This window comes from Flavobacterium cyanobacteriorum (assembly GCF_002251835.1).
GTDB classification, from domain to species: domain Bacteria; phylum Bacteroidota; class Bacteroidia; order Flavobacteriales; family Flavobacteriaceae; genus Flavobacterium; species Flavobacterium cyanobacteriorum.
The window spans coordinates 1-13,523 of sequence record NZ_NOXV01000213.1 but is presented as its reverse complement, the minus strand read 5'-3'; the positions used below and the strand labels follow the sequence as shown (position 1 = coordinate 13,523).

The 13,523-nt window shown below is 43.7% G+C and carries 12 protein-coding genes; 3 read left to right on the top strand and 9 right to left on the bottom strand.

Translation table 11 applies throughout. The features are described from left to right. Positions 1-194 (top strand): hypothetical protein (locus CHU92_RS15990; protein WP_207759806.1); only part of this gene is annotated, 194 nt, incomplete at its 5' end. Between the two features lie 364 nt (positions 195-558). After that, positions 559-1,419 (top strand): hypothetical protein, encoded by an 861-nt coding sequence (locus CHU92_RS04875; RefSeq protein ID WP_129583012.1) that lies wholly within the window; start codon positions 559-561, stop codon positions 1,417-1,419. Positions 1,420-1,432: 13 nt separating this feature from the next. Here the strand turns inward: CHU92_RS04875 and meaB are convergent, their stop codons facing one another. From meaB to CHU92_RS04855, 4 genes are all read right to left on the bottom strand, one after another. Then, positions 1,433-2,539: a methylmalonyl Co-A mutase-associated GTPase MeaB gene (meaB, locus tag CHU92_RS04870; RefSeq protein WP_094413171.1), complete on the bottom strand. Its 1,107-nt coding sequence runs from the start codon at positions 2,537-2,539 to the stop codon at positions 1,433-1,435. A gap of 84 nt (positions 2,540-2,623) precedes the next feature. Continuing rightward, positions 2,624-3,631: an NAD-dependent epimerase/dehydratase family protein gene (locus CHU92_RS04865; protein ID WP_094413169.1), complete on the bottom strand. Its 1,008-nt coding sequence runs from the start codon at positions 3,629-3,631 to the stop codon at positions 2,624-2,626. A 72-nt stretch (positions 3,632-3,703) separates the two neighbouring features. Beyond that, positions 3,704-4,282: a Crp/Fnr family transcriptional regulator gene (locus CHU92_RS04860; protein WP_094413167.1), complete on the bottom strand. Its 579-nt coding sequence runs from the start codon at positions 4,280-4,282 to the stop codon at positions 3,704-3,706. A gap of 83 nt (positions 4,283-4,365) precedes the next feature. Continuing rightward, complete coding sequence (locus CHU92_RS04855) at positions 4,366-5,535, bottom strand: T9SS type A sorting domain-containing protein (protein WP_094413165.1); 1,170 nt, start codon at positions 5,533-5,535, stop codon at positions 4,366-4,368. A 128-nt stretch (positions 5,536-5,663) separates the two neighbouring features. Between CHU92_RS04855 and CHU92_RS04850 the strand changes: the two genes are divergently transcribed. Next, positions 5,664-7,067, top strand: a complete 1,404-nt coding sequence (locus CHU92_RS04850) for an FAD-binding oxidoreductase (RefSeq protein WP_094413163.1) — start codon at positions 5,664-5,666, stop codon at positions 7,065-7,067. 273 nt (positions 7,068-7,340) lie between these two features. On the opposite strand, the gene secA is transcribed toward CHU92_RS04850, so the two are convergent. From secA to CHU92_RS04825, 5 genes are all read right to left on the bottom strand, one after another. Continuing rightward, a complete protein-coding gene (gene secA / locus CHU92_RS04845; protein ID WP_094413161.1) occupies positions 7,341-10,694 on the bottom strand; it encodes a preprotein translocase subunit SecA in 3,354 nt (1,117 codons plus the stop codon). A 96-nt stretch (positions 10,695-10,790) separates the two neighbouring features. Next, positions 10,791-11,012 (bottom strand): DUF2795 domain-containing protein, encoded by a 222-nt coding sequence (locus CHU92_RS04840; protein ID WP_002986941.1) that lies wholly within the window; start codon positions 11,010-11,012, stop codon positions 10,791-10,793. A 178-nt stretch (positions 11,013-11,190) separates the two neighbouring features. Then, complete coding sequence (locus tag CHU92_RS04835; protein ID WP_094413159.1) at positions 11,191-11,763, bottom strand: cob(I)yrinic acid a,c-diamide adenosyltransferase; 573 nt, start codon at positions 11,761-11,763, stop codon at positions 11,191-11,193. Between the two features lie 89 nt (positions 11,764-11,852). Further along, positions 11,853-12,554: an ABC transporter ATP-binding protein gene (locus tag CHU92_RS04830; RefSeq protein ID WP_094413157.1), complete on the bottom strand. Its 702-nt coding sequence runs from the start codon at positions 12,552-12,554 to the stop codon at positions 11,853-11,855. Between the two features lie 197 nt (positions 12,555-12,751). Then, positions 12,752-13,420 (bottom strand): M15 family metallopeptidase, encoded by a 669-nt coding sequence (locus tag CHU92_RS04825; RefSeq protein WP_094413155.1) that lies wholly within the window; start codon positions 13,418-13,420, stop codon positions 12,752-12,754. Positions 13,421-13,523: the final 103 nt, after the last annotated feature.

The following is a 13,523-nucleotide window of genomic DNA, read 5'->3' as shown; positions in this document are numbered from 1 at the left end:
CCGCGAAAGCGGGCGGCGGGGAGGATGCCGCTCCCATCAGGGCTATAGAGAAAGTCCGCGTTCATAACAGTCATACCACGGTGTCTGTGTGCAGGCCGCCTTGTTTTTCCCGGTTTCGCTTGCCATGGCTCTTAGTTTGTTCCATGTCTCAAAATAAAAAATATATCCGCAACAATCTATGGTTAAAACATTAACGCTATTCCTGTTGTTTTGCATAAACGTTACCGTTGCACAAAACATTTTCACGCTAAATGTCGGCAAAATCAGGGAGAGGGAATACAACACAACGTTGCCATTTGAGGTTTTTAATAAAAAAATAATTATTAATGTGCTGGTAAACAACAAGAACAGGAGATTTATTGTAGATACCGGCGCACCAACCTCATTTAAAGAAAACCTGCTGGCAGAAATAAAACATAAAAATATTGGCAAGGCACAATTGCACGATGCCAATAGCAAAGAAGCGGAGTACGATATTGTACAGATTTCGGGATTTTCCGTTAACGGCTTCACTTTAAAAATAATTATGCCCTTAAAATTCCGGATAATAACCCGATTATGGAATGTTTTAATGCCGATGGTATCCTTGGCAGCAACTCCTTGCGCAATGCCATCATTGAATTTGACTACAAGAATAGGACAATTACCATCACTAATGATAGTAATAATCTCGATTGTTCCGGGGCAGTAGCCGGCGAGTTGTCGTTTTTAGACTCCCAAAGCACCCCATTTATAAATATCAAAACAGAAACAGAGATCTTAAATAGTAATGCCACAGTTATATTCGATTCCGGGGATGATTCTTTTTTTACATTTTCACAGCATCACTTCGACCAGGTTGTAAATGAGGTTCAGGAAAAACAGAAACAGCTGCAGGAGCCGGTAACAGGCAGTCTCCAGTTATTTGATGTTATTTTTACTTCAAAAGGCAGTTTTTCATTTAGCTTAAATGGAAATGCCGATCATGCTACCTATTATCAATACAGGATTAAGAACCTCACTTTTGGGCAAACCGCTTTTGAAAATATAATTGCGACAACCACCTCCGATAATAGATCCCGTGTAGGTTTCGGCCTGTTACAATATGGTAGGCTTATTTTAGACTACAGGAACAAAAAATATTATTTTCTGCCTTATGACTCCATGGCATGTTTTAATGTAAACCATAAAGCAGAACGTTTTAACGCCACGTACGAAAACAATAAATTTAGGGTGGGTATTGTATGGGATGAGGCATTACAGGGCATAATGAAAGTAGGCGATGAAATATTGAGCATTAATGAAGTTGATTTTTCTTCACTGTCCATGTGCGAAGTCCTCAGGTCCCGGCATGAAAAAGCTATTGAAGCCGATAAACTGGTCATTACCCTCAAAGACATAGAGACCCAGGACACAAAAGTTGTTGAGATTGTAAATTAAACATTTAAAAAAATTACTCAAGCTTATTCTGGAAAAAGCCATGATACACTTTCAGCAGCTCCTGCGCGGCTGCAAAAGGTGACAATTCATTATTTTGTACCGCTTTTTTATTTTCTTCCAGCAGTACCGCTATATCAGGATTGTTATAAAAGTTGTTCTTCAGCTGCTCATTAATTGTTTCCAGGAGCCAGTGTTGGTTTTGTTCCCTGCGCTTGTGCTTAAAATACCCGTTTGCTTTTGTGAGCCCGAAATATTCTTCGAGGGCCTGCCACACTCCCTCAATGCCGTCATGGGTCAAAGCGCTGCATGTGGTAACTTTTGGCTGCCAGCCCGATTCTTTTGGCGGGAAAAGATGCAGCGACCTGTTAAATTCGGTTTTAGCCATACGGGCTTTTTTTATATTGTCTCCGTCAGCTTTATTTATAACTATCAGGTCGGCCATTTCCATGATACCGCGCTTTATGCCCTGTAGCTCATCTCCGGCGCCGGCAATCTTGAGCAGGAGGAAAAAGTCTGCCATGCCGTGCACGGCTGTTTCGCTCTGGCCTACACCAACGGTTTCGATAATAATGGTGTCGAACCCGCAAGCCTCGCATAATATTATGGCCTCACGCGTTTTGCGGGCCACGCCGCCCAGTGTTTTACCTGAGGCCGAAGGGCGTATATAAGCATTTTCATCTTTAACCAGTTCTTCCATACGGGTTTTGTCCCCAAGGATGCTGCCGTTTGAAACAGAGCTGCTTGGGTCAACAGCCAGCACGGCCACTTTTTTGCCGAGGCCTGTAAGATATTTACCGAAAGCCTCTATAAATGTGCTTTTTCCCACGCCGGGGACACCTGTAATGCCTATACGTACCGATTTGTCAGCATAGGGGAGGCAGGCATTTATTACCTTGTCTGCTTTTTCAAGATGTGCCGGGTTGTTGCTTTCTACCAGCGTGATGGCCCTGCTCAAAGCGGTTTTGTTCCCGGCAAGTATACCGTTTATAAGTTCTTCGGCTGACGGTTGTTTTTTCCTTAACCTGGTGATATGGCTTATGGAGCCAGGGCTAATGTTTTCAGGCCGGTCAATACCATCTTTTTCGTGCAGAGCGGTTTTATGTGCTTTCGGATTTTCCATAGGTAGGGTAAAGTTACTACTTTTAAGCACATTTGCTACGATTCCTCCGGCCCAAAGCTTTACCAAAGGCTAAATTACCTGCCTTTACTTTTTTTGCAGTTTTGCCAGGTATAACATGGCCTCTTCAACAACCTGCCGGGGCGCTTTGGGATTAAACCCCAGCTCCCGTCTTGCCTTTGATATATCGAAATCCTGTTTCAGCCCTGAAAACATGGCAATATCCTTAACTGTGAGCACAGGTGCCTTGCCGGAGAGTTTACTAACAGATTCCATAAGCGCTGCCACGAGAAACAGCACCGCTTTAGGAACTGACATAGGTAGCTTTATCTTCAGCCCGGGAAAGAGTTCTTTTGCAATAATAGTAGTGTCTTTCAATGACATGGATTTTTCATTGGCAAGAATATACCTTTCGCCGTCCCGCCCTTTTTCAGCGGCCAGGTAACAGCCTTCAGCTACATCCTTAACATCAATCCAGTTAATGTTAATGTTTGTTTCAACCGGGACTTTTCCCTTCATTATCAGGTCAATTATATTGTATGATGTACTCAGAGGCTCAAAAGCGGTACTGCCGATCATGGCAGAGGGCAATACGGCAACAAGTTCAATATTTAATTTTTTTGCCAGTTCAAAAGCCAGTTTTTCGCCATCGTTCTTTGAGTTGTAGTACATATCCCTGCGGTCAGGGTTATAGCCGTTATCTTCTGTAATAGGTGTTTTAATGTAATTAAGCGCGGCTATAGAGCTTACATATACAATCTTTTTTACACCGGCTTCCGCTGCCGCTTCAATCATGTATCTTGTACCCTGTACATTAACATCATAAATTTCTTCCTTTGGATTTTTAGCCCACAATTTAAACACTGCGCCCACAGCATAAAAAGTATGAACGCCCTGCAGCGCCCTCACCATCGATTTTTTATCGGTCATATCTGCCTGCACCACTTCGCAGTCGAGCCCCTCAAAAGGAGCTTTATTGGAAATATTCCTTACTGATGCCCTTACAGGTATGCCTTTTTTTAACAGCAGCCTTACCAGGTTATTACCTAAATGTCCGTTTGCACCAGTAACAAGTGCCAGATTTTGTGTATTCATAATTTATTGTGTTTAATTATGAAACAAAATTCAATTTATTAATTGTAACGGCACTTCACAAATGTTACTTAATCAGCGGCCTGTGATTTTTTTCCTGATCCTGCTCAGGCTTTTAGGGTTCATCCCTAAAAATGATGCTATATATTGCAAAGGCACGTTATGCAATACGTCAGGGTGTGATTTCATAAAATGGAGGTAGCGGTCTTCAGCAGTTAAAGTGGCGAGTGCTTTAGCCCTGTTTTCGTTATATGACATAGACTGCTGGAAAACCCAGATACTGAAGTCTTTCAGGGCTGGGCTTTCGTTTATAATATAGTCCAGGTCTTTTTTACTGATGCGCAGGAGGTGGCACTCACTTATGCATTCCAGGTTTTCACCGGCAGGCACCTGATCTGAAAAATGCCTGTAGGAAGTTATAAAACCCGGAGGGCAATTTATATGTGAGGTAACTTCATTACCATCCTTGTCATAGCTGAATAACCTGATAAAACCTGAAACAACAAAATACAGATACCGGGGTATTTGCCCTTCTTCCTCAATAATCCTGTTTTTGGGATATAATACAGGTTCAAAATACGCTTCGCATAATGCTATATCCTCTTTATTAAGGGCTACACAGCTTTCAATAGTGTTTAAAAGGTTTTGTATCATCAGGAAGGCTATGTGTGGCTGTGCACTATATTCAAAAAAATTATCCGGTTACATAATAAAAGCTGGCAACCGGCAGCTTTTACCTATATCTTTACCATTTTCTTTGTTACAGAACCTTTGTCTGAGAGTATTTTAACCAGATAAGTTCCGGGACTTAATGAGGATACATCGAGCTGTGTAAGCGGCGCGTTACCGGTTACAACTGTAACTGCCTGCCCCAGTGTGTTATAGATTTCTGCCCCTAAAATGGGATAACCGCTTACATCTTCAATATGTAAGGCTGACGCAACAGGATTAGGGTATATTCGAAGGTTACCGGTAGTATATTCTGATATGCCGTTTGTACCCACATTTACTATTATATCGCAATTGTCACCCGTATATACGGTTACATTACCGCTAGAGTTATAATTTGTATATGCAAGGGCATATTGTTCATTATTATCAAGGCATATATGTGTCAGAGCCGGTAAATTCTCAAAAATATAGGCAAAATCCAACATGTCAGGATCGCTGCCTGAAACAAGATTGTTTTTTACGTTGATAGTGGTAAGGTTAGGGTTGTTACTACAATGCAGGGTTCTTAAAGCAGGGGCCAAGCTCGCATCAATAAGGGTTAATTGTGTATTGTCCAGATATGCCCTGATGAGTTCGTTGTTTGAAGTTAAGTTTATGGAAGTAATAGGGTTATGGCCTGCTTCAAGATAGGTAATCGCAGCAAGCGGTGTCATATCAAGTGTAGTTAAATTATTGGCCGCAATGTCCAGGTATCTTAAATTTGGCAAAATCACTGTGTTTAGCGAGGTAAGGTTGTTCCCGGCAAGAGATATTTCTTCTATAACATTTGGGTTTGGCAGTATGACACCTGTTAGTTGCGCATTGTTACAGGCAAGGTACTTAAGCTGTGTTAGCATAGACACATTTAACGTGCCGCCAACGGGATTATCAGAACACCACAAGTTTTTTAAATTGGTAAAGTATTGAAGCCCTTCAAAGGAAGTAATATCATTGCTCGTTGTAGTAATAGTATGTATCCTTAACCCTGTTACGGCCAATGCCTCACTTAATTCAATTTCCCCGTTACCATTAGCATCGGCTGTACTGTTGAAATTATTACCCTCAGGATTTAAGGCTACTGAATTGTTGCCCAACAGCCGAGCTTTAAAATTGGCATCAGGGATATTAACTATCTGCGCCGAAGCGGTAAAAGACAGAATGAAGAAAATGTAAGAGGCAAAGTAAAGGGTTTTCATACAGAATAAATTTGTGTTAATTGGCACAGTAAATATAAGGTATTAAAATATAAGTAGTTAAAGCGGCCTGTGTTAATTCTTACAAACCGGATAAAAAATTTTAAATTTGGCACATAAACAAGTCGCGAATGCAAGATAATATCTCACATATAGTCTCTAAATTGACCGCTATAACCGGTACTGAATATGTATTTACCGATATGGCAACCCGTACCCACTACGGCCATGATGAAACAGAGGATTATAACTTTCCGCCCGCTGTTGTGGTTAAGCCGGGTAACACAGAAGAGGTGGCTGCCATAATGAGGCTGGCCAACGAATATAAAATTCCTGTTGTGCCTATTGGCGGACGTACCGGCCTTAGCGGGGGTGCGCTCAGCATATATGGCGGCATCGGCCTTAGCATGGAGCGTTTTACCAAAATAGCCATTGATGAGAAAAACCTGCAGGCTACTGTTGAGCCTGCTGTAATCACTCAGGTTTTCCGTGAGGCAGCTTTTGAGAAGGGCTTGTTCTATCCTCCCGATCCCAGCAGCCAGGGCAGCTGCACCATTGGGGGCAATGTGGCCGAGAACGCCGGTGGTGCCCGCGCTTTAAAATATGGCGTGACCAAGGACTATGTGCTTAACCTTGAAGTTGTATTACCAACGGGTGAAGTGATATGGACAGGTGCCAATACGCTAAAAAATTCTACAGGGTATAACCTTACCCAGCTTATGGTAGGAAGCGAGGGTACGCTGGGAATCATTACAAAAATTGTGATGAAACTGCTGCCCAAAAACAATTATAATGTATTGATGCTGGTGCCTTTTTACAAAGCTTCGCAGGCATGTGAGGCGGTTGCTGAAATTTTCAGGGCAGGTATAGTGCCCAGCGCACTGGAATTTATGGAACGCGACGCTATTGACTGGACGCTGAAGTATGTTGAAGGGGTGAGCCTAACCATAAAAGATGAGGTGGAGGCGCACCTGCTTATTGAGGTGGACGGCAACTATCCTGATGTACTTTTTAGTGAAGCGGAAAAAATAATGGGCGTGCTGGAGCAGTTTGACATTGATGAGATACTTTTTGCCGATACGGAGGAACAGAAAAATGCCTTATGGAAAATGCGCCGTGCGGTAGGCGAGGCGGTAAAGTCGAACTCGGTTTATAAAGAAGAAGACACTGTGGTGCCGAGATATGAGCTGCCGCGCTTACTGCAAGGCATAAAAGCCATAGGCAAAAAGTATGGCTTCCACTCGGTTTGCTATGGCCATGCGGGTGACGGCAACCTGCATGTTAACATTATTAAAGGCAATATGAGCGACGAAAACTGGACAACTGAAGTGCCTAAAGGTATCCGTGAGATATTTGAGCTTACCGTTTCCCTAAAAGGCACACTTTCAGGGGAGCACGGCATAGGCTATGTGCAGAAAAACTATATGGATATAGCTTTTGGCCCTACACAGCTGCAGCTTATGAAAAGCATCAAGACTATTTTTGACCCGAATAACATCCTCAATCCCGGGAAGATACTGCCTGACTCTTACTAAAACTAACCTGGCCCGGCAGGCTTTTTAGCCTATATGTTTTGGGAGCAGCCGTTTCACCGCATTTTTGCCATGGTTCGTCCCGCTATTCGCTATATCTCCCGCCGCCATAAAGCGCGGCGGCGGGAGGATGCCGCTTCTATCGGGGCTGGCTGTGAACGTCAGTATACCTCTGCGGGCTGATTCCCTCCCCATTACATCCCCGCTGTACAGCAAAAAAATACCCCACCTGAACGGAACCGTATCAGATGGGGATATAAGCCTGTTAAAACGCTGTTACACAATTATCCACTCACCGGTAGCCAGCAGGCTCTCCGCCTTCTTGAACTTCATGGTTTCAGTTTTGCCGCTCATTACATGTTTGATTGTTACACTGTCATTGCGGTTGATTTTAGGTGCGTCCCTCACAATAGTTTCAGTTACCTGCGGGCGCTGCTGCGCGTTCCTTGCGGCTTCCTGGGCTTTGGCTGCCATTTCGTCTGTATTGAGTACCTCATCTTTAATTTCGCGGTACTGCTCCCTGCGTTGTGGCTGCCTTGCTTCCTGTATATGGTTAGGGTTGTTTGAGGGCAGGTCACCTTTAAACAGGAATGATAGTACTTCCCGGTTAATGCCGTCTAATGTTTTCCTGAAAAGGTTGAAAGCCTCAAACTTATAAATAAGCAACGGGTCTTTCTGCTCATGAACCGCAAGCTGTACCGATTGTTTCAGTTCATCCATTTTGCGGAGGTGCTTTTTCCAGGCTTCGTCAACAATGGCAAGCGTAATATTCTTCTCAAAATCACTTACCAGCGACCGCCCTTCGGTCTGGTATGCCTTCTCAAGGTCTGTAACGATATTCAGTGTCTTAATTCCGTCGGTAAACGGGACAACAATCCGTTCATACTGTCCGTTATTGTTTTCATAAACATTTTTTATCACTGGGAATGCTTCCCTGGCATCACGTTCATTTTTGGCATGATAGGCCTCAATTACCGCTTTATACACACGTCCGCTTATTTCCCTCTCATTTAGCTTCCCGAAGTCTGTTTCAGTTACCGGAGCGCTTATCGAAAAATAACGGATCAGCTCAAACTCAAAGTTTTTATAATCATTTGATGCTTTATTGGTTTCAGTGATTACCTCTACCGTATCATACATCATGTTCGCTATATCGACTTTTAGGCGTTCCCCGTGCAGTGCATGCTTCCTGCGTTTATACACCACCTCTCGCTGGGCGTTCATGACATCATCATATTCAAGAAGGCGCTTACGCACGCCAAAGTTGTTTTCTTCTACCTTTTTCTGCGCGCGTTCTATTGATTTGGTCATCATGGAGTGCTGGATTACTTCGCCTTCCTTCAGGCCAAGGCGGTCCATGATTTTAGCTACCCTTTCCGATCCAAACAAACGCATCAGGTTATCTTCCAGTGATACATAGAACTGGGAGCTTCCCGGGTCGCCCTGGCGTCCTGCACGGCCCCGCAGCTGGCGGTCAACGCGGCGCGAGTCATGGCGCTCTGTGCCCACTATGGCAAGTCCGCCCGCGGCTTTAACTTCAGGCGTAAGCTTAATGTCGGTACCACGGCCTGCCATGTTAGTAGCAATGGTTACCACCCCCGGCTTGCCGGCTTCGGCTACAATTTCAGCCTCTTTTTTGTGGAGCTTGGCGTTTAGTACGTTGTGCTGTACATTCCTCATTTTAAGCATACGGCTCAAAAGTTCGGATATCTCTACTGATGTGGTTCCTATTAGCACCGGCCTTCCGGCAGCCGCAAGCTGGCTTACGTCTTCAATAACCGCATTAAATTTTTCGCGTGTACTCCTGTAGATTTTATCGTCCAGATCCTTGCGGGAAACAGGGCGGTTGGTAGGAATCTCTACCACGTCAAGTTTATAAATTTCCCAAAATTCGCCTGCTTCGGTTACCGCAGTACCGGTCATACCGGCAAGCTTGCTGTACATCCTGAAGTAGTTTTGCAGGGTTATGGTGGCGAATGTTTGTGTTGCCGCCTCAATTTTTACATTTTCCTTAGCCTCAATAGCCTGGTGGAGCCCGTCCGAGTACCGCCTTCCCTCCATGATACGGCCTGTCTGCTCATCAACAATCATGATTTTGTTATCCATGATTACATACTCGATATCCCTCTCAAAAAGGGTATAGGCCTTCAGCAGCTGTGTAAGGGTATGGATACGCTCGCTCTTCACAGAAAAATCCCTGAAAAGCTCTTCCTTGCGCTCTGCTTCCTCATCCTTAGAAAGGTTTTGCCTTTCAATATTGGCTATTTCAGTACCAATATCCGGAAGGATGAAGAAATCCTTATCTGTATCCTGTGACAGGAATTTGATACCGTTATCAGTAAGTTCCACCTGGTTGTTCTTTTCTTCAATCACAAAGTACAGTGCCTCATCTACCTTATGCATATCACGGTTATTGTCAGCCATGTACTGGTTTTCTGTTTTCTGCAGTAGCTGCTTAACGCCTTCTTCGCTCAGGAATTTAATGAGCGCCTTGTTTTTGGGAAGGCCCCGGTGTACCCTCAGCAGCAGGAATCCCCCGTCTTTTGTGTTACCCTCGCGGATTAGCTTTTTGGCTTCTGCCAATACGCCGTTCAGCAACGTCCTCTGCAGGTTTACAAGGTTATCAACCTTTGGTTTCAGCTCATTAAATTCATGGCGGTCGCCTTCAGGTACCGGCCCGGATATAATTAGGGGCGTACGGGCATCGTCAATCAATACTGAGTCTACCTCATCTACAATAGCAAAATTATGCCTGCGCTGTACAAGGTCGTCGGACGAATGGGCCATATTATCCCTTAGGTAATCAAAACCAAACTCATTGTTAGTGCCATAAGTGATGTCGGCGGCATACGCTTTTCTCCTTCCTGCCGAATTGGGCTGGTGGTTATCAATACAGTCAACGGTAAGCCCATGGAATTCAAATAAAGGCGCTTTCCATGTGCTATCCCTTTTAGCAAGGTAATCATTAACTGTAACGAGGTGCACACCATTCCCGGTTAGGGCGTTGAGGTATAGGGGCAATGTAGCCACAAGGGTTTTACCTTCACCCGTCTGCATTTCGGCAATTTTGCCCTGGTGGAGTACTACGCCGCCAATAAGCTGCACATCATAATGTATCATGTCCCAGGTAATTTCCTTACCTGCGGCGTTCCATGAGTTAGCCCATATGGCATTGTCACCATCAATGGTTATGTATGATTTTGTTGCTGAAAGCTCCCTGTCAAGCGGAGTGGCGGCAACTGTTATTGCAGTGTTTTCCTTAAAGCGGCGTGCAGTTTCCTTAACCACGGCAAATGCTTCAGGCAGTATGTCCATTAATACTTTTTCTGATATTTCATAAGCTTCTTTTTCAAGAGCATCTATGGAAGCGTAGATATCTTCCCTGGCGTCAATATCCTCAGTTTTTTCTACTTCCTGCAGGTACGAGGCTATCTTAGCATCCTTATCGGCACGTGCCTCACGGATACGCTCTTTGAAATACAATGTCTTAGCCCTCAGTTCATCATGTGTAAGCGCTGCAAGGCTGCTTTCAAAAGATTTTATCTTATTGATAAGCGGTTGTATCGCTTTTACATCCTTTTGGGATTTGTCTCCCACGAAGGCTTTCAAAATGCTGTTTATCAAACTCATTATTTATGTAATTACTTGTATAGTTTATAACACGTACAAATTTAACCAAAAAAAAAGCCTCCCGAAGAGACTTTTTCATTGAAATCTTATTTTTTCCTAATATTCATCCTCGTTCCAAAGATAGTCTTCGTCTGTTGGATAATCCGGCCATATTTCTTCCATTGATTCGTATATCTCACCTTCATCTTCAATTGACTGAAGGTTTTCTACTACCTCAAGGGGCGCGCCCGTCCTGATGGCATAATCTATAAGCTCATCTTTAGTCGCCGGCCATGGCGCATCACTTAGATAGGATGCTAATTCTAATGTCCAATACATCTTCTAAACGATTTAAGTTTATGCAAAAATAAATTTTCTACTGAAAATGTCAAGTAAAATTCGTTTTATTTTTATTGAAAAAGTTAAGAACGTCTTTTCAGTGTTCAGTCATCCGTGTCCAGCGGGCAGTTGCCTATGTGTTAAATGACTTGGCTTACTGTAAACTGACCACTGAATACTAGTACTTCTCCGGTATCCATTTTACCTCGTCAGCCCCAAGGTCAAAGGACAACTTTCGTGCCAGTACAAAAAGATAGTCAGAAAGGCGGTTCATATAGGTTAAAACCATGGAATCAGTAGGCTCAAGCTCATGCAAATGTACCACAAGGCGCTCTGCGCGCCGGCAGACACAGCGTGCTATGTGACAATATGACACGGTGCTGTGGCCTCCCGGAAGTACAAAATGTGTCATCGGGGGAAGCGCTTCTTCCATGCGGTCTATTTCATTTTCAAGCAGTTCTATGTCAGATGCAGAAATTTTAGGTATGTTCAGCCGCTCTTTCCCGTTCTTCAGGAACTCTTTTTCCGGTGGTGTTGCCAATATGGCACCTACAGTAAACAGCCTGTCCTGTATCCGCTCAAGTATTTTTTTGTACATAGGGTTCATTTCCTGGTCCCGGATCAATCCAATATGCGAATTAAGTTCATCCACAGTACCATAACTTTCAATGCGTATGTGGTGCTTGGGTACCCTGGTGCCGCCAAACAAGGCAGTGGTACCTTTATCTCCTGTTTTAGTATATACTTTCATTATTTCAGATTTTAAAGTTCAGATTTTAGATTAGGTCTCACTCTTGCCCCCGTGAAATGAGAGCAGTCTGAAATCTAAAATCTAAAATTCTATCTATGTGGATTAGGATTAATAGTATCACTTTCAATTATGCCATCCCTGAGTCGTATAACCCTGTGTGCGTAGGCGGCTATATCTTCTTCATGTGTCACGAGTATTACTGTATTGCCGTTGGCATGAATTTCATTAAAAAGTTTCATGATTTCTATAGAGGTTTTGCTGTCAAGGTTACCGGTGGGTTCATCGGCCAGGATTATAGACGGTCGGTTTACGAGTGCCCTGGCCACGGCAACTCTTTGGCGTTGCCCGCCTGAAAGCTGGTTGGGCTTATGATCCATACGGTCGGAAAGCCCTACTTGTGTGAGTACTTCGGTAGCACGGGCGTTGCGTTCGGGTTTTTTATAACCGGCATATACCATTGGCAGTGCCACATTATCAAGTGCGGTGGTGCGGGGGAGAAGGTTAAATGTCTGGAATACAAAGCCTATTTCTTTATTACGAATTTCCGCTAATTCGTCATCCGGCATTTTGCTTACATCTTTGCCGTTAAGGATGTAGCTGCCTGATGTAGGGGTATCAAGGCAGCCCAGGATGTTCATAAGGGTTGACTTACCCGAACCTGAAGGCCCCATCAGTGCCACGTATTCACCTTTATTTATAGCAAGGTTGATTCCTTTTAGTACCTTTACTATTTCGCTTCCAAGTGGAAAATCGCGCGTAATTCCTTCTATATTTATTATTGTATTTGCCATTGTGCTTATTTGGAGGCTAAAAATAAGGAATTTTTATTTCAGAAGCAGAATTAAAAAACGCAAAATCCGTCAATGCCTAAAGAGGCAACCGGTTCCTTTGTACAGTGCAGCGGCATAACCAGGCCCGGCCATTTAGTCTAAATAAAATGTTAAATACTTTAGTAACCAAAAACCAGCCCGTCTGGAGTAAAAAATGGCTATGGGCAATCCCACTGAAACCCTGCGGTAGGATATTTTTTCTGTTTATAATCAAAGTGCCACCATTCGCCGTTATAAGGCCTGAAACCGGCTTTGGCCATAATTTTTCGGAGCATCTTCCGGTTTTTGAAAGCTTCACGCGGAATGCTGTCATTATCATATTCAGAAAGTTCTGAGAAATCATCAAAAGGGTTGCCCATGTCCAGCAGGTTTCCTTCCGCATCAGCCAGCGTAACATCTACAGCCGCACCACGGTTGTGGTTAGAACCTTTTCCGGGTGGCGCCACATAGCGCGGGTTGTTTACAATTTCATACATTTTCTTCTGGTAGCCATAAGGGCGGTAGCAGTCGTATATAACAAGCTTTACATCTTTGTCTTTGGCTATTTCATTCGCTTTTAAAAGCGCTTCAGCTACTTCAGGGCGAAGGAAACAACGTGCGCAGGGATAAATCTGCTGCTTCATAAAGTTATCAGCCGTGGCATATGCCATTTTATTAATGATACCCGAAGCCTCAAAATCGATTTCAGCCCAATCAGCAGCAGTTGTATCTGTTACCGGTATAAACCCGTTGCCGGCGTAAAACCTGACCTGTGGCCCAGAAACCGCCATAGCAGAACATAAAATGCCTGCCAAAGCTACCGCTAATATACCTTTAATGAGTTTCATGTATTACTGGTTGTAATACAAATATATACATTGATTGCATTATTGGTTCAATTCCCAATAAAAGAAGCCGTCTCAATACTTAAATTTTGAGACGGTTTTTTAT